At 41.1% G+C, this 19,289-nt stretch carries 17 protein-coding genes and 1 riboswitch; of the genes, 5 read left to right on the top strand and 12 right to left on the bottom strand.

All coding sequences use genetic code 11. The features are described from left to right. Nucleotides 1-13 precede the first annotated feature (13 nt). The 9 genes from MHH23_RS05075 to MHH23_RS05035 form a co-directional block, all read right to left on the bottom strand. Complete coding sequence (locus MHH23_RS05075) at nt 14-1,507, bottom strand: UxaA family hydrolase (protein ID WP_340959018.1); 1,494 nt, start codon at nt 1,505-1,507, stop codon at nt 14-16. After that, a complete protein-coding gene (locus tag MHH23_RS05070; RefSeq protein ID WP_340959016.1) occupies nt 1,504-2,955 on the bottom strand; it encodes a tagaturonate reductase in 1,452 nt (483 codons plus the stop codon). The genes MHH23_RS05075 and MHH23_RS05070 overlap by 4 nt, the downstream gene beginning before the upstream one ends. A 58-nt stretch (nt 2,956-3,013) precedes the next feature. Beyond that, entirely contained in the window at nt 3,014-4,024 is a 1,011-nt protein-coding gene (locus MHH23_RS05065) for a LacI family DNA-binding transcriptional regulator (RefSeq protein WP_017359253.1), read from the bottom strand. A gap of 67 nt (nt 4,025-4,091) precedes the next feature. After that, nucleotides 4,092-5,528: a glucuronate isomerase gene (gene uxaC, locus MHH23_RS05060; RefSeq protein ID WP_340959014.1), complete on the bottom strand. Its 1,437-nt coding sequence runs from the start codon at nt 5,526-5,528 to the stop codon at nt 4,092-4,094. Nucleotides 5,529-5,664: 136 nt separating this feature from the next. After that, a complete protein-coding gene (locus tag MHH23_RS05055; RefSeq protein WP_024719802.1) occupies nt 5,665-7,419 on the bottom strand; it encodes a HAMP domain-containing sensor histidine kinase in 1,755 nt (584 codons plus the stop codon). Nucleotides 7,420-7,422: 3 nt separating this feature from the next. Continuing rightward, complete coding sequence (locus MHH23_RS05050) at nt 7,423-8,145, bottom strand: response regulator transcription factor (RefSeq protein ID WP_024719803.1); 723 nt, start codon at nt 8,143-8,145, stop codon at nt 7,423-7,425. A gap of 178 nt (nt 8,146-8,323) precedes the next feature. Next, entirely contained in the window at nt 8,324-9,139 is an 816-nt protein-coding gene (locus MHH23_RS05045) for an ABC transporter ATP-binding protein (RefSeq protein WP_017368048.1), read from the bottom strand. Nucleotides 9,140-9,160: 21 nt separating this feature from the next. Further along, on the bottom strand, nt 9,161-10,183 hold the full coding sequence (locus MHH23_RS05040; RefSeq protein ID WP_048003212.1) for a FecCD family ABC transporter permease: 1,023 nt from the start codon (nt 10,181-10,183) through the stop codon (nt 9,161-9,163). After that, nucleotides 10,184-11,236: a FecCD family ABC transporter permease gene (locus tag MHH23_RS05035; RefSeq protein WP_008347113.1), complete on the bottom strand. Its 1,053-nt coding sequence runs from the start codon at nt 11,234-11,236 to the stop codon at nt 10,184-10,186. Nucleotides 11,237-11,495: 259 nt separating this feature from the next. Here MHH23_RS05035 and MHH23_RS05030 point away from each other — a divergent pair, with 259 nt between their 5' ends. Further along, on the top strand, nt 11,496-12,434 hold the full coding sequence (locus MHH23_RS05030; protein WP_024719805.1) for an ABC transporter substrate-binding protein: 939 nt from the start codon (nt 11,496-11,498) through the stop codon (nt 12,432-12,434). A gap of 37 nt (nt 12,435-12,471) precedes the next feature. Here MHH23_RS05030 and MHH23_RS05025 read toward each other — a convergent pair whose 3' ends face one another. The 3 genes from MHH23_RS05025 to MHH23_RS05015 form a co-directional block, all read right to left on the bottom strand. Then, a complete protein-coding gene (locus MHH23_RS05025; protein WP_035701368.1) occupies nt 12,472-13,881 on the bottom strand; it encodes an amino acid permease in 1,410 nt (469 codons plus the stop codon). A gap of 192 nt (nt 13,882-14,073) precedes the next feature. Continuing rightward, nucleotides 14,074-14,252, bottom strand: a riboswitch (Lysine riboswitch). Between the two features lie 122 nt (nt 14,253-14,374). Beyond that, on the bottom strand, nt 14,375-14,518 hold the full coding sequence (sspJ, locus tag MHH23_RS05020; protein ID WP_008347117.1) for a small acid-soluble spore protein SspJ: 144 nt from the start codon (nt 14,516-14,518) through the stop codon (nt 14,375-14,377). 81 nt (nt 14,519-14,599) lie between these two features. Further along, nucleotides 14,600-15,028 (bottom strand): MarR family winged helix-turn-helix transcriptional regulator, encoded by a 429-nt coding sequence (locus MHH23_RS05015; RefSeq protein ID WP_007500254.1) that lies wholly within the window; start codon nt 15,026-15,028, stop codon nt 14,600-14,602. A 170-nt stretch (nt 15,029-15,198) separates the two neighbouring features. On the opposite strand from MHH23_RS05015, the gene MHH23_RS05010 reads away from it, so the two are divergent. From MHH23_RS05010 to modB, 4 genes are all read left to right on the top strand, one after another. Beyond that, nucleotides 15,199-15,690, top strand: a complete 492-nt coding sequence (locus MHH23_RS05010) for a metal-dependent hydrolase (protein ID WP_008347118.1) — start codon at nt 15,199-15,201, stop codon at nt 15,688-15,690. Nucleotides 15,691-15,813: 123 nt separating this feature from the next. Then, on the top strand, nt 15,814-17,664 hold the full coding sequence (locus tag MHH23_RS05005) for an LTA synthase family protein (protein WP_025207970.1): 1,851 nt from the start codon (nt 15,814-15,816) through the stop codon (nt 17,662-17,664). Between the two features lie 115 nt (nt 17,665-17,779). Further along, complete coding sequence (modA, locus tag MHH23_RS05000) at nt 17,780-18,556, top strand: molybdate ABC transporter substrate-binding protein (RefSeq protein ID WP_340959011.1); 777 nt, start codon at nt 17,780-17,782, stop codon at nt 18,554-18,556. After that, nucleotides 18,556-19,221: a molybdate ABC transporter permease subunit gene (modB, locus tag MHH23_RS04995; protein WP_041507764.1), complete on the top strand. Its 666-nt coding sequence runs from the start codon at nt 18,556-18,558 to the stop codon at nt 19,219-19,221. The genes modA and modB overlap by 1 nt, the downstream gene beginning before the upstream one ends. The last annotated feature ends 68 nt before the right edge of the window (nt 19,222-19,289 follow it).

Here is a 19,289-nt window from a genome sequence, read left to right as displayed (position 1 = left end):
TCCCCCAGACGCCTTAAAGTGTCACACCTGTTTTAAAAATAGCCAACTCTCTAAAATTGTTTTTTTCATGATTTAACAGCTTTCCACTCGCCACATCAATCACCGTGGCAATGAATTTCTCTAGCACCACATCTTCTGGTACATCCTCAAGCAATTCCCCCGCATTAAAGTCAATCCAATGTTTTTTTGTTTCGTATAACGCGGTATTGGTCGATACCTTCATCGTTGGAACAAATGTGCCAAACGGTGTGCCTCTGCCTGTTGTAAAGAGGACGAGCTGACAGCCAGACGCTGCGAGAGCAGATGAAGCAACCAAATCATTCCCAGGCGCACTTAATAAATTCAATCCTTTTCGTTTTAGCAGCTCCCCGTATGTTAAAACATCCTTTATAACGGAAGTACCCGCTTTTTGTGTACAGCCGAGAGATTTATCTTCTAATGTCGAAATTCCTCCTGCTTTATTTCCCGGGGAAGGATTTTCATATACTGGCTGTCGATGATCCATAAAGTATTGTTTAAAATCATTGATCATCTGCACAATATTGTCGAATGTCGCTTTTGATTCCGCTCTCTCCATTAAGATCGTTTCAGCTCCAAACATTTCCGGCACTTCTGTTAATACGGTGGTTCCGCCTTGAGCCACAATGAAATCGGACAGTCTGCCTAAAAGTGGATTTGCGGTAATGCCTGAAAATCCATCTGATCCTCCGCATTTCAAGCCAATTTTCAGCTCAGATAACGGAATGTCTTCACGCTGATCTTCTTTCGCTGCGTCATAAATTTCCTTGAGCAAAGCGACACCCGTCTCAATCTCATCCCCTACTTCTTGGCTTCTTAAAAATTTCACCCTCGCCTGGTCATACTCCCCTAATGTTGCCTGAAAATCCTCAATGTCATTGTTTTCACAGCCAAGACCTAGAACGAGAACCCCTCCAGCATTTGGGTGCTTTACGGCATTTTGAAGAATGGTTTTTGTGTTTTCATGATCATCCCCAAGTTGTGAGCATCCATAATTGTGCTTTAATACTAACGCCGTTTCAAAAGGATGGATGCTTCCCCCCATTTCAGCGGTAAATATTTGAATGATTTGATCGGCAATGCCATTGACACACCCAACTGTTGGGACAATCCAAAGCTCATTTCGTATACCACTTGCGCCATTTTTCCGTTTATACCCTTTGAATGTCAGATTCGTTTTTTCATAGGGGTTTTCTGTTAAAGAAGGGCGGTATTCGTAATCGAGCTTACCTGATAGATTCGTTTTGATATTGTGCGTATGCACCCATTCTCCAGTCGAAATCGCAGTGGATGCATGACCAATGGGGTAGCCATATTTGATGATATTCTCTTTTTCTTTGATCTCAGTCAATGCAAATTTATGACCTTTAGCAACGGTTTCTTTTAAAATGATTGTATGACCTTGGTGCTGAAGCTCTTCGCCTTGCTCAAGCACTTTTAAAGCGATGCCAACATTATCTGAAGGATGAATCACAACAAAGTCCCTCATGCCTTCTCCCCCTGACTTTCATATTGAAGTATTTGGTGAACAGCAGCTCTCATGCCATTTTCATGTATGCAGGTGAGCTGCTCGGCTACTGCATCCTTCAGCCCTGCGATCCTCGTCAAATCCATCCCCCATAAAACTTCGTTTGAAAGAAGTTGATCGACCATTAATTCATAGGAATGGTCCACTTCATCCCATGCTTCCTTCATGAATGTCATCACAGACTCATCATCCTTTATTTGATCTGCATGGACTTGATAAAAATAAATCAAACTGCTCAGTGAGAACATAAGCTTCGTAGGCAACTGTTTTTTTAGCTCTATATAATCTAGAAGAGACGGGAGAATACGCGCCCTAAATTTACATACACCATTTAAGGCAATATCGAGTAATTGATGTTTGACAAAAGGGTTGCAGAATCGATCCCAGACGGATTGTGTATAAAGAAGCAGCTCTTCTTCAGGAAGTGGCAAACTTGGCAACACTTCCTCCTCAAGCATGCGGCGAATGAACACACCAACATGCTCATCATCCACCGCTTTTTTGACAGTATCCAAGCCACATGCATATGCAATCGGCACCATCGCTGTATGTGCACCGTTTAAAATCCGAACCTTACTCATACGATAGGGAGCGATATCTTCCACAAAAAGCACGTTTAACCCTGCTTCTTGAAAAGGAAGCTCTTTTTGAACAAACGGAGGTGCTTCAATGACAAACAGGTGATAATATTCTGCCGTGACAAGCAATTCATCGATATACCCCTCTTCTTTTTGAACAGTCTCCGCTACTTCCTGAGAAAAGCCTGGGACAATCCGATCAACTAACGTATTACAGAACGTGTTGGCTTCCTTGACCCAAGCCACAAAATCAGGCGGAAGATTCCACTCAGCTGCCATAGTGATCACATATTCTCTTAATCGATCACCGTTTTGTTCAATCAATTCACAAGGTAAGATGATCAAGCCCTTTTTCTCATCTCCAGAAAAAGCTTTAAAGCGGTGATACAAGAAGGCTGTCAGCTTTCCTGGAAAACTTGCTTGCGGCCGATCTTCTAATCGGTCCTCTTTTCTTAACACAAGTCCTGCCTCTGTTGTATTAGAAAAGACAAAGCGCACATCAGGACTTTCCGCTACATGTAAAAAGGCTTCATAATCTGTATATGTGCTGATTCCCCTGCTGATGGATTGAATGACGATCCGTTCGTTCATTTCTTTTTGGTCATGAAATCCTTGAATACATAAAGTGTACAAACCATCTTGTTCATTTAGAGCGGTCACTGATCCTTTTCGAGGAGGAACAACCACTGCTCTTCCTTTAAAATCTGTACAGTCGTTTAGCTTCTGAATCTGCCAATTCATAAATCCCCGCATAAAGTTCCCTTCGCCAATTTGTAGAATGGTTTCAGGATATTCAGCCACTGGGTACACATCTTTGGATAATCGTCTCAAACGCTTTTCCTCCCCGCATTTTTTGCACACGTGAACATTTTTATTTAAAAGATGCTGATTACTGCACCTTTTTTACTGAATCTCTAATCATCAGCTCTGTGTGGACATACACTTTTTCCAGATGATCGTCTTCTTGTTTTTCACCGTTGATGACTGAAAGGATGGCTTCTGCTCCAAGCGCACACATTTTTTCAATTGGCTTTTTGACTGTTGTGAGGGCAGGCGTTGTATAAGATGAAAATGAAATATCATCAAAACCGATAATAGAGAGATCATCAGGACACCTTTTACCTTTTGCAAACAATGCATTCATCGCACCAATCGCCATGTCATCGTTTGAGCAAAAAAGGGCAGTTGGTGGATCATCAAGAGTGAGTAAGGCTTCCATTGATTCATAGCCGCTCTTCATATGATAGTCGCCTGTGATCATGTATTCTTTCTTCATGGGTACATGATGGTCAATGAGTGCTTGCAGAAAACCAGCTTTTCTTTCCTGTGTGGATTTAAACCCTTCTTTCCCTTCAATAATGGCAATTTGTTTATGCCCCTGCTGAATGAAATAGTGTGCAGCTTGGTATGCACCTTCACCATCATCTGCTAATATATTCATCACTTGATTACTTTCTACACGGCGATTCAGTACAATAATTGGAATGCCCTGCTTTTTCACATGATGGATAAACGCTTCATCATGCTCGCTTTGGCTCATGAGCAAAATACCATCATACCGCTGTTTATGAATGGTTGTGTAATCGTGAAAATCGTCAATTCCTCTTACAACCAAATGATAGTTTTCTGTTATCACACTGTTGACGCCTTTTAATGCATCAACAAAGAAACTTGAGGATGTGCCTTCTGTTAAACTCGTAAAAAACAGACCAATTGTAAATGATTTTTGCGAGACAAGGCCTCTGGCATGGACATTCGGTGAGTAATTCAGCTGTTTTGCAATCGACAAGATGTTTTGTTTTGTTTTCTCTTTAATAAAAGGACTATTATTCAAAGCCCTTGATACTGTGGTATGAGAAACGTTTGCCAATTTTGCTATATCTTTGATTGTGACTGTCATGCTATTCCGCCTTTTATGATTTTTTATCATCTTATCATAAAAACGCTTACATAATCTTGCTTTTTGTTCATATCATCTTGCTTTTATGCGGAAGCTCATTTGCCCGTTCAAATTGAAAATACTGCTTTGCATTTTCATAGCTGATTCCTTTTACCATTCCCCCTAGCAAATTGAGATCATTAGGCGCTTCACCTTTTTCCACCCAATCTCCAATGATGTCACATAACAGTCTACGGAAATATTCATGTCTTGTGTAAGACAGGAAGCTTCGTGAATCTGTCAGCATCCCAATAAATCGGCTGATCAGTCCGATACTGGAGAGTGTCATCATCTGCTCTGTCATTCCCTGCTTTGTATCATTAAACCACCAAGCTGTTCCATGCTGCATTTTCCCAGGAGTCTTTCCATCTTGAAAACTTCCAGCTATCGTTGAAATCACCACATTGTCCCTTGGATTCAAGGAATAGAGGATGGTTTTTGGCAATGCATGTGCTTGTTCTAACCGATCTAATACGCGGCAAAGAGGTTTTGCAATGTCTTCATCATTCATTGCATCATATCCGGTATCTGGTCCAAGCCGCTCAAACATTTTTGAATTGTTGTTTCTGAGCGCATTGATATGAAGCTGCATCGCCCATCCCCGCTGAGCATATGCCTGACCGAGTTCAATGAATGTGTGCGTTTTAAATTGAACCTTCTCCTTTTCCGTCAATGGATGTCCAGACATTCTTTTATGAAAAATGATCGTAGCTTCTTCTTCCGTCGTGTCTTCGTACGTCATTTCATTGATGGCATGATCTGAAATCAAACAGCCCTGTTCATGAAAGAAATCGATTCGCATATGAAGTGCTTTTATGAAGTCTTGATAGGATTCGATCTGGATAGATGAAACCTCCGCCAGCTGCTGAACATACTCGATAAACAAGTCATTTGTGATATCTAATGCCTTATCTGGCCGAAACCCTGGCAGTACTTGCACAGAAAAGCCTTCTTCCCGCAGTTGTTGGTGATAAATCAACGAATCAACCGGATCGTCTGTCGTCACAACCGTTTCAACATTTGATTTCACAATGAAATCTCTCGCACCAAATCCGTCTCCTTGCAACTTTTCATTTACTTTTTTCCAGATGATGTCTGCGCTTTCTTCATTCAACAGTTCTTCGACATCAAAATATCGTCTTAGCTCTAGATGGGTCCAGTGATAGAGAGGATTTCCAATCGTCATCGGAACGGTTTTCGCCCATGCTAAAAATTTCTCATAATCTGAGGCATCTCCTGTGATATGTGTTTCAGGTATCCCATTTGCTCTCATGGCGCGCCATTTGTAATGATCTCCGTAAAGCCATGCTTCGGTTATATTTTGGAACGTTTTATTTTCATAGATTTCTTTTGGACTTAAATGACAATGGTAATCAATAATCGGAAGGTTCTTTGCAAACTCATGGTATAGCTTTTCCGCCGTTTGACTGTTTAATAAAAACTGCTCATCTAAAAAGGCTTTCATCAAACTCCCCCATCTCTTATAATGATGAAAATCAATTTGTTCACGTTAACAATTTTATTGTAATCGTTTACAAAATCGATTTCAATCCTAAAACAAGAAAAAACGATCTCCTTTAGAAAAGAAAATCGTTTTTTGGCTATTTTACAGATGGTGTTTTCTTTAGGATAATCGCAATAGTTGTTCCTTGACCTAATTCACTTTCTACTTGAATATCGCCATCGTGCAGCAAGACAAGCTCTTTTGCAATCGCCAGTCCTAATCCTGTTCCATTTGTTGGATCATTCGTATTTGTCCCTCTATAGTAACGATTAAATAAATGATCCACCGTTTCTTGCGCCATTCCGCGTCCGTTATCTTTCATTTCGATCCGAACTTCATCATTTGTTTCAGATAGAACAGCTTGAATAAGAGTACCTTTCTGGTTATGCTTCACTGCGTTTGCCAGCAGGTTCTCAATGACTCGTCTAAACCAGGCTTTATCGATCTCAAACATGACACCCTCTGTTTGATCTTCAAAGGATGACATATAATCTTCAGAAAGCGTGCTTCTTGAAAACTCGTCCATAATGGAGGCTAAAAATTCACCAAGCTCAACAGGTTTTCGATTAATAGGCAATGCACCATTTTTCAATCGATACGTGAGGTTTAAATCCTCAATCAAGGTCGACATGTATTCTGATTTCTCACGAATGACTTGTCCCATTTCCATGACTTCTTCCTTGGACCATTGGTATTGATCTGATTCTAGCATTAATCCATAGCCGTAAATCGTGCTAAGAGGCGTTTTTAGATCATGAGACAGCCCTGCGATCCATTCTTCCCTTGTGGTTTGAATTTTTCTTCGGTTTGCTTCATTCTCTTTTAACGTATTGGTGAGCTGATCCATTGTTTTAAGGATATCCTCAAACAGCCGATACTCTCGCTTAATACGGCCCTTTTTATTTTTACTTACTGGAATACCTTTTCTATTTGTTGGCTCCTGCAATTTATTTCTTGATAAGAAAATCAGCCAGCGGATAATGTGATAGATCGGTAGCCCATAGCGATACGAGTACCATAATGTCATAACGATAATAATCGTGAGCGCAAGACCTGCAATCAAGAGCGTTGTATATTGGTTTAAAGCCTCTGTCTCTTTATCATAAAGCTCGTCTGGGCTGTATACTTTGTTTGGCACCGAAACAATCATATACAGATCTTTATTCACTCTGATATAAGACAGGTCACTTCTAAACTCCCAAGGCTTTGATTGATACTTGAGCAGTTCAACATCCGTTACGTTATTTTTCAAATTATTTTTGGCTCGGATACCTTTTAAGTATTTTCCTTCTTCATTAAAAAGATGCACCGATCCATTCATTCTTTTCAAAAATTCTTTTGTTTCAACTGAATATTGAGACAATGCAGCCAGGTTTTTTTCATGCTGCTTGAGATAATTGGCTACCTTTGTGCTGTTCGTTTTAAATCCATATAAGACGATAAAGCTTTCTTGATCAATCTCAATTGGCCAGAAGTACATCTTGTAATCTTTAAATTGTCTTTTTTCAAAGATCTTGATCATTTCATCCTTTTGATAGGATGTTGGAATATTTTTAGGGAGTTGATAGCTATAGACATTGCGTTTTTTGGAATCAATCACTTGCAGCCAGCCATCACGTTTTTCCACTGCTTGTTTGAGCTGATCATCGGCTTCCATTTTTCCATCCTCGTTAAAATAAAGCCAGCTCATGAGTGTATCTCCATCTGCCTTCGTTAAACCAGTTTCAGTCATATTCTCATAGCGCTTTTGAAAATAAAGATTTTCAGAGAATGTTTGCCCGATCGTCAGAATGACGATGACAATAAACATTTGTCCGACAAAGTGAAAGAAAAGTTTTGTTCGTAAATTCATAAACTATTGAAGAACCTTCACAGGTTGGGGAATGAACTTATAGCCCATACCACGGATCGTCACAATATATTCAGGCTGGCTTGGATCTAACTCTATTTTTTCTCTCAGCTTTCGGATATGAACCATGACGGTGTTGTTGTCACCATATGACGGAACACCCCATACTTTCTCATAGATTTGATCTTTTGAAAGTACCACATTCGGATGGTCACAAAAATACTTCAGCAAGGACAAAAGCTGAGCTGAGCAAGCCGTCACCTTTCCCCTTACTTTTAACTCGGCTGCATGAGGATGGTACGAGAAATGAGCATATTCATATTGACTGTGCGCTTCTTCCTGCTCCTCCTGTAAGGAGATATAAGTTCGGTTTAAGTGCGCCTTAATTCTAGCTACTAGCTCTAGCGGATTAAATGGCTTTGTGATGTAATCGTCTGCACCTTGTGCAAATCCAGTCAATTTGTCTACATCAGACGTTCTTGCTGTTAAATAGAAAATCGGTGCCTTCGTCATTTTCCTGATTTCAGGCAGAACATCAAAGCCTGACTTACCGGGCATCATCACATCTAGAAGTAAGAGGTGGATGTCCTCGTTTTTGACAATATCTAATGCTTCATCTGCATGATAGGCTTTATAAATATGTTGAAACCCTTCTTTTTTTAATACGCGTTCAACCATTTTTACAATTGCTTCTTCGTCATCTGCAATCAATATTTTTGCTGTTTCCACGCATCTCTTTCCTTTCTAGCTATGATCTCTAACCGTATATTACCATTGTCCAAAGTAAAAAAGTACCTCTTTTCTGCATAAAAGCGAAAAAAGATCAACTGGAGAAAATGGCATAACAAGGTAATATCAAAAAATGCAAAAAAACCCGGTCATACATACCGAGTTTTTTGTCCATCTATTATCCGTTCACAGCTTCAAGCTTTCTTTCATGATTCATTAAGTCATATGTTAAACAGATCGGCTTATTCGTTCTCGGATCAAGAACAATTTCTGCATCGATGTGGAACACCTGACTGAGCACCTCTTTTGTCATGACCTCATGAGGCGTACCATCTTTAATGACTTTCCCTTGATTGAGGGCAATCATGTAATGTGAAAAACGTGCAGCATGATTCAGATCATGAATCACCATCAGCACCGTTCTGCCCTGCTCTCTGTTTAAGCGTTCTAATAGCTGAAGGATCTCCAGCTGATGAGCAAGATCTAAATACGTCGTTGGTTCGTCTAATAAAAGCAGCTCTGTTTCCTGAGCGAGTGCCATCGCAATCCATACCCGCTGACGCTGTCCACCGGAGAGTGCTTCAATTGGCCGGTCATGAAATGCAATCATTCCCGTCTCCTCAAGTGCCCACCTGATGATTCGTTTGTCCTCATTTGATAAACGGCCAAATCCATTTTGATGTGGGAAACGTCCATATGACACAAGCTCATAAACGGTCAGACCACTTGGTGCTTCAGGCGTCTGCGGTAAGATGGCCATTTGTTTTGAAATTTCTTTTGTTGGTGTTTGATGGATAGCCTGGCCATTTAAATAAACAGCACCTTGATGGGATTTCATAATACGAGACATTGTTTTTAAAATCGTTGACTTCCCGCACCCATTCGGCCCAATTAATGTCGTCACCTTGCCTTTTGGGATGCTGATATTTAAATCGTCTACAATCAAACGGTCATGATAGCCGATACAAAGCTTTTCTGTTTCAAGTGATTTCATCTGTTGTACTCTCCTTCCTCATTAGTTCGTTTTCATCAATAAGTAAATGAAGTAAGGTGCGCCTAAGGCAGAAACGACAAGTCCAACGGGCACCTCTGATGGAGCAAGTATGACACGCCCAAGTGTATCTGCAAGTAATAACAGCAGTGCACCAATCATAGCGGACGCCGGTATCATTCCTTGATGTTTCGGTCCAACTAGCTTTCTTGCGAGGTGTGGTGCCGCTAACCCTAGGAACGATATACTCCCTGCAACAGCGACACTTGCACCGGCTAATGCAACTGCAATCAGCATGAGAAAACTTCTTTCTTTATGAACTGAAATCCCTAAGCCATAAGATATCTGATCACCCAAATTCATGATATTTAAGTAGCGTGCCCTCACCATCGCTAATACAAGAAAAATCAGCATCCACGGCACGACTGATAAGACATATGTCCAGCTTGAGCCCCAAATACTTCCTGACAGCCACACAATGGCTTGGTTAAAATCATTTGGGCTCATCTTTAATTGAATGACCACAATTGCTGCCGAAAATGCAGCATTGATCCCAATACCAGTTAAAATCAATCGAACAGGCGTAATGCCCTTTTTCCACGCTAGCACATAGATGAGGAATGCAGCAAAGGCGGCACCTACGAAAGCGAAAAGCGGCAGTACAAATATTGAAAAATCACCTAAGTTCGACATCGAGCCCTGAAAGGCAAAGATAAACAAAACAACCGCAAAACCTGCACCCGCATTTACACCTAGAATGCCGGGATCAGCTAAACCATTTTGAGAAACACCTTGCCAAATGGCTCCTGATACAGCGATAGAAGCGCCAACAAGTAAAGCGATGACCATCCTTGGAAGTCTGAACTCGAATAATACAAGCTCATCCATTTCACTTCCGAGTCCAAAAAATGTTTTGAATGTATCCATCGGAGAAATCCGTATCTCTCCGGTATTTAAACTAATCAGGAACACAGCCACGATGGCTAAAAAGATCATGACCATCGTTCGTTTGTATTTCTTTTTCTTTGCCTGCTGCACCATTTCCATTTAAATTCCGCTCCTTTCACGTCTCGCTAAATATAAGAAGAAAGGAACGCCTATAATGGCTGTAATGGCACCAACTGGCGTTTCAAACGGCGCATTGACAAGCCTTGCCGCAATGTCTGCATAAATGAGCAAAATAGCCCCTAAAATAGCTGAGCAAGGGATAATCCAGCGATAGTCAACGCCGACCAAGAAACGCGTAACATGAGGAATCACAAGCCCGATAAAGCCAATAGAACCTGCAACTGACACGGCTGCACCTGTTAAAAGGATCACGACCAATATGCCAAGTACCTTGACTGTTCGTGTATATTGTCCAAGCCCTTTTGCTAATTCATCACCTAAGCTTAAAACCGTGATGGAGCGGGCAAGAATCATTGCGATGATCAGTCCTACAGCCGCAACTGGAATGATGATCTTAATATTGCTCCAATTCACACCAGCCACACCGCCTGCGTACCAAAAACTCATATCTTGCGCGACGTCAAATCGAATGGCAATCGCTGAGGAAATTGAGCTTAAAAGTGCGCCAACAGCCGTACCGGCTAATGCGAGCTTCACAGGAGTAAGTCCCCCTTTTGAAAGGGTTCCAACCCCAAATACAATAGAGGCGCCAAGTGCTGCCCCCAAAAATGACCAAAGAATTAATGTAAAAGAAGATTGGCCTGGGAAAAAAGCAAACGCAATGGCAATCGCAAATGCAGAGCCATTTGTCACACCCATGATTTCAGGAGACGCAAGCGCATTTCTTGTCATGCCTTGCATGATGGCACCCGATACTGCTAAAAAGGCACCGACAAGTGCGGCACCAACTGTACGCGGCAGCCTTAGTTCCCTAATGATTTGATGTGAGGTTTGTTGTGAGTCAAAATGAAAGACGGCTTCCCATACCGTGTGTAAATGAATGTTTGCCGCTCCTAGCGATACTGATAAAAAAAGACCAAATGCTAAAGCAATGATTCCTATGATGACAACAGCTGCTGTACCAAAAGGCTTTGTCACAATATCTATCGCATCATCTTTAGCTGACAGCTGTTTATTCGATTGTGAGCCCAAAACCAGTCTCTTCCTTTCCGTTCATATCTATTCGTTATTAGTGATAATGATTATCAATCTCGGAGTCTAGTATATCACTTTCTTCACGTTTTGAAATCCTTGTTCTGATAAATTTCTTTATTTTCATCAAAAAACCGGGAGAATTTCACCATTTTCATTTTGGTCATAAAATAGCCGATGCATTTTTTCTTCTATCATGTTAAGATATAATCGCGAATGAGAATCATTATCACAAACAATTGAATAGGAGCGAACTTTAGTGAAAAAACGAACTGGACTTCTTTTGATTTCCTTCATGACCCTTATGATTTTTACTGCTGCTTGCGGCAGCACTTCCAATAAAGAATCGGGAGCCAAAAAAAGTGACACGATCACCTATCAAGATGTAAAGGGTGAAGTGAAACTGCCTCAAAACCCACAACGTATTGTGCTTCTGGCGGAAAGCTATTACGGGGATCTCGTCACACTAGGCAAAACCCCAATTGCTGCCACTGCGCCCATCTTTAAAAACCCTTTCTATAAAGGAAAAACAGATGGAGTGAAAAATATTGGAAAATCTCCCTCTGTTGAGAAAGTAGCCTCTTTGAAGCCGGATATGATCATTGCTTGGGGAGAAGATGAGAAATTTGATCAATACAAAAAAATTGCACCTACAGTTGCCATTCAATACAATCAATATTCGTTTAAAGACCAGCTAAAAGAATTCGGTAAAATGACAGGTACATCAAAAAAAGCAACGGATTGGATCACAAAATGGGATGCCAAAATTGCTGAAGTGAAACCAAAAGTAACAAAAGCTGTAGGAAACAAAACCGTTTCGATCGTATCACCATTCGATAAGGGCATTTACATTTTCGGTAACACTTTTGCACGCGGTGGTGAAATCATTTATGACGAGCTGAAATTAAAAGCTCCGAAGGCTGTCCAAAAAGAAGCCATCGACAGTGGTGTCGGTTATGCAAACATTTCTCTTGAAAAGCTTCCAGAATTTGCAGGTGATTATATTTTCACAAGCCCATGGAGCGGTTCAAAAAGTAATGGCGATCAAGTATATAAAAGCAGCATTTGGGCATCACTTCCTGCTGTCCAAAACAAACGCGTATTTGAAACAGATACAGTCGGTTACTTCTTTAATGACCCTGTGTCACTAGAAGGTCAGCTCGAATTTATTGTGGATCGATTAACATCTGCCTCATAAAAAAATACGTTTCTCCAATGCTGGAGAAACGTATTTTTTAAACTGTACCTTTGGCAAATTTTTTAGACATGAATGGGTAGAGTAAAATGCCAACTAAGAACAATCCAATCCCAAGACCAAATGTTTTTAAATCAGCTGTGCCTGAAATAATGACCCAAGCGGAATACCCCATGGCCACAAGCGCAATGATCCCGTCTCTTGTCCGGTTTCCTTTTTGGAGCTCATATGTGTCACCTTGCATGATGACCTTAAAGCTGTAGATCGACGACACGATATACGGAATGAGATACGCAAGTGTCGCTGATGTTGTTAAGAAAGTAAAGGCTTCATTAATCGTACGTGACATGACTGAGAAAATAAACAGCTGTGACATGATATTTGTGACAGTCAAAGCAAAAACAGGACTACCTTTTTTGTTTGTTTTTGCAAACACTGCTGGGAAATCGCCAGCTTTTGCTGCTTGATAAGGGACTTCAGAACCAAGCAAAATCCAGCCAAGCATCGAACCAAATAAACAAATGATCGCAAGAAGTGCCATGACAATTCCGCCAGCCGGCCCGATAATGAGCTGAAGCACGTCTACGAATGGTTTATCAGAACCTTGCAATTGATCATGCGGCAGAACGCCCATTGTAATCAAGGTAATAATCATATAAATAGACAGTGCAATTAAAAGTCCTGTAATCGTCGCACGTTTGACATCACGCTGCGAGGAAGCTCTTCCTGATAAAATGACAGCAGATTCGATGCCGATAAATGCCCATAGTGTGGAGATGGCCGCATGATGAATTTGGCCTCCAAGTCCGAGCACTCCTTCACCACTTGCTGCTTCAACAGGGAAGTAATAATGTTCAAATAATGCGGTTTGGAATGCAAATAAGCCTGCGACAATAAAAAGGACGAATCCAAGCACCTTTGAAAAGGTCGTAATAAAGTTCAACTTACTTGCTGCGCTTAAGCTTGTAATTAAAATCGTATGAGTCCCCCATAGAAGGATTGTACATACGATAAACGTTGTGAGCTGACCAAGTGTGATCGCTTCTTTTCCAAAAGTAAAGATCTCCGTTTTCACGGTTAAAATTGGGAAAAAGGTTGTTAAATAACCAGCTAGGCTTGTGATAATGGCGACATTACTAATCCAGCTTGCCACCCAATATCCCCAAACCATTGTAAAACCGGCTGCTTTTCCTTTTTTCGGATCTTTAAAAAGCGCTCTTGCATAGCTTTGTGGTCCAGCTGTCAGCTGCGGTTTATGAATGGACAAATGTCCAAACACAAAGGCAATCATCAGTACGCCGCCACCTGTGACAAGCCATGCCATCGTCACACCTAAAGGACTTGCATGCTGGGCAAGTGTACTAGGCAGCATAAAGATGCCTGAACCTACCATATTTCCGACGACAAAAGCCGTCAATAACCAAAAACCCCATTTTTTTGTCTGTTCCATTTTCGTACCTCCGTTATATTCACTTTGGACCAGACCCGGCAGTATCTTCATTGATATATTTGTGAAGCAATGACTTGCATTCTTTATGTTCATGTTGGGTCACTTTCTTACCAGCATACCCTTTTCTTAGGCAATCAGAACATAAAAAAAAGCCTGAACAAAAGTCCATGCTTTTCAAAACATACACCTTGATCTCCGGATAGCCCTCCACGCTTCAAAGACGTGGCAGTCCTGCATTTGTTCAATGCAGACCCAGCATAAAGAAAGTTGGAGCTCTCTCTACACTTCGGCGCTGATGCCTTTTTTCTCATGATCAACGATTCCATCTCTCCCATGAGTGACTCATCATCCGCGCAACCTCTACCTCACTGAGACATAGCGTGAGGATTTCTATTCATTTTTACTACACGAAGGTTATCAAACATTCTCATATCTGTCAAAGGGAAAAACATAGAAAAAAGGCAGAGAAATGATTCTCCGCCTTTTTGTCAGCTTATTGATGGTTGTTTTTCTTCTTTTGGACAGCTTCTTGAAGCGGATCGCCTGCTAGTTCTTTACTTGCTTCTTCTAACAGCTGATCTACCTGCTGATGGTCTTTCTCGCTTTTCGCCTTTTTATCCTTTTGGAAAAATGACATCGCTATTTCCCCCCTTTTCATAAAATGCCTTTGCCTGTTTAATTTGTGCTACAGCGCTCAGATTATACAAAGAGGAGCGGTTCATTCATCGTGAAAGGTCTGTCTCATTTTTTGCAAATACGTTAGAAAGGTCTTTAAGTCTTCCTCTGTGAAGTCTGACATCATATGCTGAATCACCTTTCCAAAAAGACGTGTATGCTTTTCGTAAATAGCCAGCCCTTTTTCCGTGGCTTCTAGCCGGACAAGGGAATGATCGTCCTTGTCCCGTTCTCTCTGAATGTAGCCTTGCTCACATAATTTATTGAGGGCAATGGAAGCGGCACCTGGGTTGAGAGAGAGTCTTTGTTTGAGCTCTTCAGCATGTGATACTTTTCCTTGTATCAATATAGAAAGAGCATATATCTGTGGAGGCGTGATGTCTTTTTCTAACTCAAGTAACTTGCGGTTTAATTTACGGCTGACTTCATAATGTACAAGAACAATTTCTTTTAAAATGTCTGCATTACTCATCCGAATCGCATCCTTATCGTTAGTGTCAACATGACTTCCTTCTTATTATAGAATGTTTTTCCAAACAGCCAACTATTTTATCCCATTTTCTTTAGAAATAAGCCTTGCTGAATGGATTCACCCTTGATATAGTGAGTACTTGAACAAAAAACAGAACAGGAGTACGCATCATGACAGGAAAAACACATATTATGGGCGGAATTGCCGCCTCCACAGCCGTCGCCTATTATTACGGATTCGAACCAGTGACGATGGCTGCTGCAGGATCAGTAGGTGCCCTCATCCCAGATCTATGTCATACAAAAAGCAAAATCGGCAGGAAATTCCCGCTCCTTTCCACACTGATCAGTAGTGTGTTCGGGCACCGCACCTTTACACATAGTTTATTATTTCTGCTGATCATTTATTTTATTGCGACAACATACATTCCAAATGACAGCCTCAGTACCGGGTTACTAGTTGGGATGGCAAGCCACCTCATCCTTGATGCAGGCACAGTGAACGGTATTAAATTTTTGTTCCCTGCAACCATGAAAGTACGTCTCCCCTTTTATGTCAAAACAGGCAGCACAGGAGAACAAGTCGTACTAGCTGCTCTGACCATTGTCACCTGCTATTACATGGCTGTCATTTGCGGAATATCCATCCCATTGCCGTTTTAGAAAAAGAAAAAAGAGTTTTGCAAAAAAGCAGGATATGAATTGATCATTCCTCATTTTTTTAGTAGTTTTAAGATAAGTGTTTTTGCCTTGCAGCTGAATACAGAATGGTGAGGAGCTACATAAATGAAAGCGTTTTTCAAAAATCACTGGTTTTTAGTGTACTCCATCCTCTTTATGTGGATGAAAACATACATCATTTATCAATTCGGATTTCATATACGAACGGCCAATCTGTTTCACGAGTGGCTGCTTTTGATCAATCCACTTAGCTTTTTGCTCCCTTTGTTTGGGATTGCTCTTTTCTTAAATGAAACGAAACAAAAGGTCTTTTTATTGACCACAAATTTTATTTTGACAGCCATTTTGATATCGAATACGATCTTTTACGGTTTTTATATTGATTTCATTACCATTCCTGTCTTATTTCAAGCAAAGAACATGGGAGATATGGGCAGCAGTATGACTGAATTGTTTCATCCGCTATTTATACTCATGCTGATTGATTTTGTGGTGCTGGCATGGCTCTTAAAACGGAAACCGTTATCACCAAAAGCGTCTTTTAAGACGATCAAAACATACTATGTGGTTTGCTGCAGTTTTCTATTGTTCCATGTCAGCTCAGCCATGATGGATCACCCTCGATTTTTGACAAGCTCGTATGATCGAGAAGTCATTGTACGCAACCTTGGGCTGTTTCAATTCCATTTGTATGACGGTGCCGCTCAAACAGCACGTATTGGACAAAAAGCCTTTGCTGACGAAGATACACTTTCAACAGTGGCAAACTACACAAAAGCTGATTACAGTGCACCGAATGAAGACTACTTTGGACTTGCTAAAGGCAAAAATGTCGTGTTCATTTCACTTGAATCAACGCAACAATTTGTCATGAATCAAAAGGTGAATGGACAATACATCACACCATTTTTAAATCAACTTGCCAAAAAAAGCTTCTATTTCGATGAATTTTATCAGCAGACAGAGCAAGGCAAAACGTCGGACTCAGAGTTTATCGTCGCAAACTCCCTCTATCCATCTAGCAGTGGCGCTGTCTTTTTCACAGCGAGTGACAACGAATATGACACACTGTACAAGCAATTGAAAAAAGAGAATTATCAATCCGTCCAATTTCATGCGAATAATAAAACATTCTGGAATCGTGATGTGATGTATGAATCTCTTGGGATTGACCGCTTTTATGATGTCGATTCATTTGATGTCAATGAACAGAATTCGACTGGCTGGGGCTTAAAAGATATCGACTTTTTTGACCAATCCATTGATTATTTAAAAAAGCTGAAGGCGCCTTATTACAGCACGTTTATTACCTTAACCAATCACTTCCCATTTGAAATTGATCCAAAGGATCAGTTCATTGATGAATACGATTCGACTAGCACCATTTTAAACCGCTATGTGACCACCGTCCGCTATCAAGATGAAGCCATCAAAAGGTTCTTTGAACGAATGAAAGAAGAAGGACTATATGAAAATACAATGTTTGTCCTGATGGGAGACCACTATGGCATTTCAGAAGCACATCATGAGGCAATGGCAGAGCTGCTGAAGCAGGATGAAATCACACCGTTTGATGCGGTTAAACTGCAGCGGGTCCCTTTTTTGATTTACATTCCTGGGGTGACAGACGAGGCCCCTCAAACCATTTCTGAAACAGCCGGTCAAATGGATGTCAAACCGACACTTCTTCATTTACTCGGCATTGAATCAAAAGATGCCATTCAATTTGGAAATGACCTTTTCTCCAATGAGCGTACACCGTTTGCTGTGCTAAGAAATGGAAACTTTATTACGGATGATTATCTTTATACAAAGAACACGTGCTATGATCAAAAAACAAAACAACCTGTTGAAGAAGATGAAGTATGCCAGCCTTATATAGAAAAAGCCAATAAAGAGCTGTCTCTATCAGATAAAGTGATCAACGGGAACTTACTACGTTTTTATCAGCATTAAAAGCTGCCCTCTGGCGGCTTTTTCTTTTCTCTTTTCCTGAAAACCTATGAATGGTCAAATAAGTTTGATTATAATAAAGGATACACATGATGTTGAATGATAAAGAGGTGTGATCATGAAATATTTATTCTTAACCTACGTCACCATCTGTTTGCTCCTGACTGGGTGTCAAACGGAGTCGACGTCATCAGATCAAAGCAAAAAGACAGAACTTGTGATTTCAGCGGCGGCAAGCCTGCAGGATGCTTTGAAAGAGATTGAATCTGCCTATGAAGATGATCATCCAAACGTGAAACTCACGAATAATTTCGGGTCATCAGGTGCATTGAAGCAGCAAATCGCTCAAGGAGCAAAAGCGGATCTCTTCTTCTCAGCAGCTGAAGAGCCTTTTGATAACCTTGTTCAATCTGGCGACATCGATCAGGATCATACAAAGGATACCATACAAAATGAGCTTGTTCTCATCGTGCCAAAAGAAGGTTCCTCTTCTATCAAAACCTTCCGCGATGTTCAGCACATAAAAGGAAAGATAGCGCTTGGCACACCTGAATCTGTTCCTGCTGGTACATATGCAAAAGAGATTTTCACAAAACTGAATATATGGGACCAAGTGAAACAGAACGCTGTCTATGGCAAGGATGTTCGTCAAGTATTAAACTATGTCGAAACAGGAAATGTGGAAGCTGGTGTCGTGTATAAGACGGACGCGCTCGTTTCTCGCAAAGTAAAGATAGTAGATGAGGCAAATCAGGACATGCATTCCCCCATCATTTATCCAGTTGGCATTGTCAAACAGACCGAACATATGAAGGAAGCGAAAGCATTTTTTCAATATCTCCAATCAGATCCAGCCGCAGCGATTTTTAAAAAGTACGGCTTTCAAGTGAAATAATGCCGATGCTGACCGAAGATTTTCTTTCACCTATCTGGCTGTCCGTACAAGTGGCTGCTTTCAGCGGGTTATTGGCTGTCGTTTTAGGAACATCCATTGGTTTTTGGATGGCCCGTACATCTTTCAAAGGGAAAATGATCGTGGAAACGCTCCTCATGATGCCGCTTGTCCTTCCGCCAACGGTCGTAGGATTTCTGCTGCTCGTTGCGTTCGGGAAGAACAGTGTGATTGGACAAGCGATTGAATGGATCTTCCATCAGCCTGTCATCTTCACTTATTGGGCAGCAGTCATAGCATCGACAGTTGTCGCATTCCCGCTCATGTATCAATCAGCGAAAGCTGGATTTTCTACGATTGAGTCAGACATTGAAGGTGCTGCAAAAGTTGATGGTGCGCATTCTTTTCAGGTTTTTGCCTATATTACCGTCCCACTCGCACTGCCCTCTCTTCTCTCTGGTGCAGTTTTAAGTTTCGCAAGGGCGTTAGGGGAATTTGGAGCGACTTTAATGTTCGCTGGCAACATTCCTGGGAAAACGCAAACCCTCCCAACAGCCATCTATGTGGCGATTGATTCTGGACGAATGGAACTTGCGTGGGCTTGGACCATTTGTATTGTGATCCTGTCTTTCCTCATGCTGTTGGCTGTGCGCCGAAGCAGGAATTAAAAAATCCCCTTCTCAAAAAGAGAAAGGGATTCAGATTGTTGACAAAGGGCTAAAATGAACTTGATTTT

This window comes from Bacillus sp. FSL K6-3458, assembly GCF_038005045.1.
GTDB classification, from domain to species: Bacteria; Bacillota; Bacilli; order Bacillales; family Bacillaceae; genus Bacillus; species Bacillus altitudinis.
Note: the sequence above shows the minus strand (reverse complement) of the source record. Positions and strands in the feature narration are given on the sequence as shown.

Coding starts and splice junctions, on each gene's coding strand:
- MHH23_RS05075 (WP_340959018.1), bottom strand. CDS start 1,507: ATGAGGGACTTTGTTGTGATTCATCCTTCAGATAATGTTGGCATCGCT.
- MHH23_RS05065 (WP_017359253.1), bottom strand. CDS start 4,024: ATGACAGTCACAATCAAAGATATAGCAAAATTGGCAAACGTTTCTCAT.
- uxaC (WP_340959014.1), bottom strand. CDS start 5,528: ATGAAAGCCTTTTTAGATGAGCAGTTTTTATTAAACAGTCAAACGGCG.
- MHH23_RS05055 (WP_024719802.1), bottom strand. CDS start 7,419: ATGAATTTACGAACAAAACTTTTCTTTCACTTTGTCGGACAAATGTTT.
- MHH23_RS05045 (WP_017368048.1), bottom strand. CDS start 9,139: ATGAAATCACTTGAAACAGAAAAGCTTTGTATCGGCTATCATGACCGT.
- MHH23_RS05040 (WP_048003212.1), bottom strand. CDS start 10,183: ATGGAAATGGTGCAGCAGGCAAAGAAAAAGAAATACAAACGAACGATG.
- MHH23_RS05025 (WP_035701368.1), bottom strand. CDS start 13,881: ATGGAACAGACAAAAAAATGGGGTTTTTGGTTATTGACGGCTTTTGTC.
- sspJ (WP_008347117.1), bottom strand. CDS start 14,518: ATGTCATTTTTCCAAAAGGATAAAAAGGCGAAAAGCGAGAAAGACCAT.
- MHH23_RS05015 (WP_007500254.1), bottom strand. CDS start 15,028: ATGAGTAATGCAGACATTTTAAAAGAAATTGTTCTTGTACATTATGAA.
- MHH23_RS05010 (WP_008347118.1), top strand. CDS start 15,199: ATGACAGGAAAAACACATATTATGGGCGGAATTGCCGCCTCCACAGCC.
- MHH23_RS05005 (WP_025207970.1), top strand. CDS start 15,814: ATGAAAGCGTTTTTCAAAAATCACTGGTTTTTAGTGTACTCCATCCTC.
- modA (WP_340959011.1), top strand. CDS start 17,780: ATGAAATATTTATTCTTAACCTACGTCACCATCTGTTTGCTCCTGACT.
- modB (WP_041507764.1), top strand. CDS start 18,556: ATGCCGATGCTGACCGAAGATTTTCTTTCACCTATCTGGCTGTCCGTA.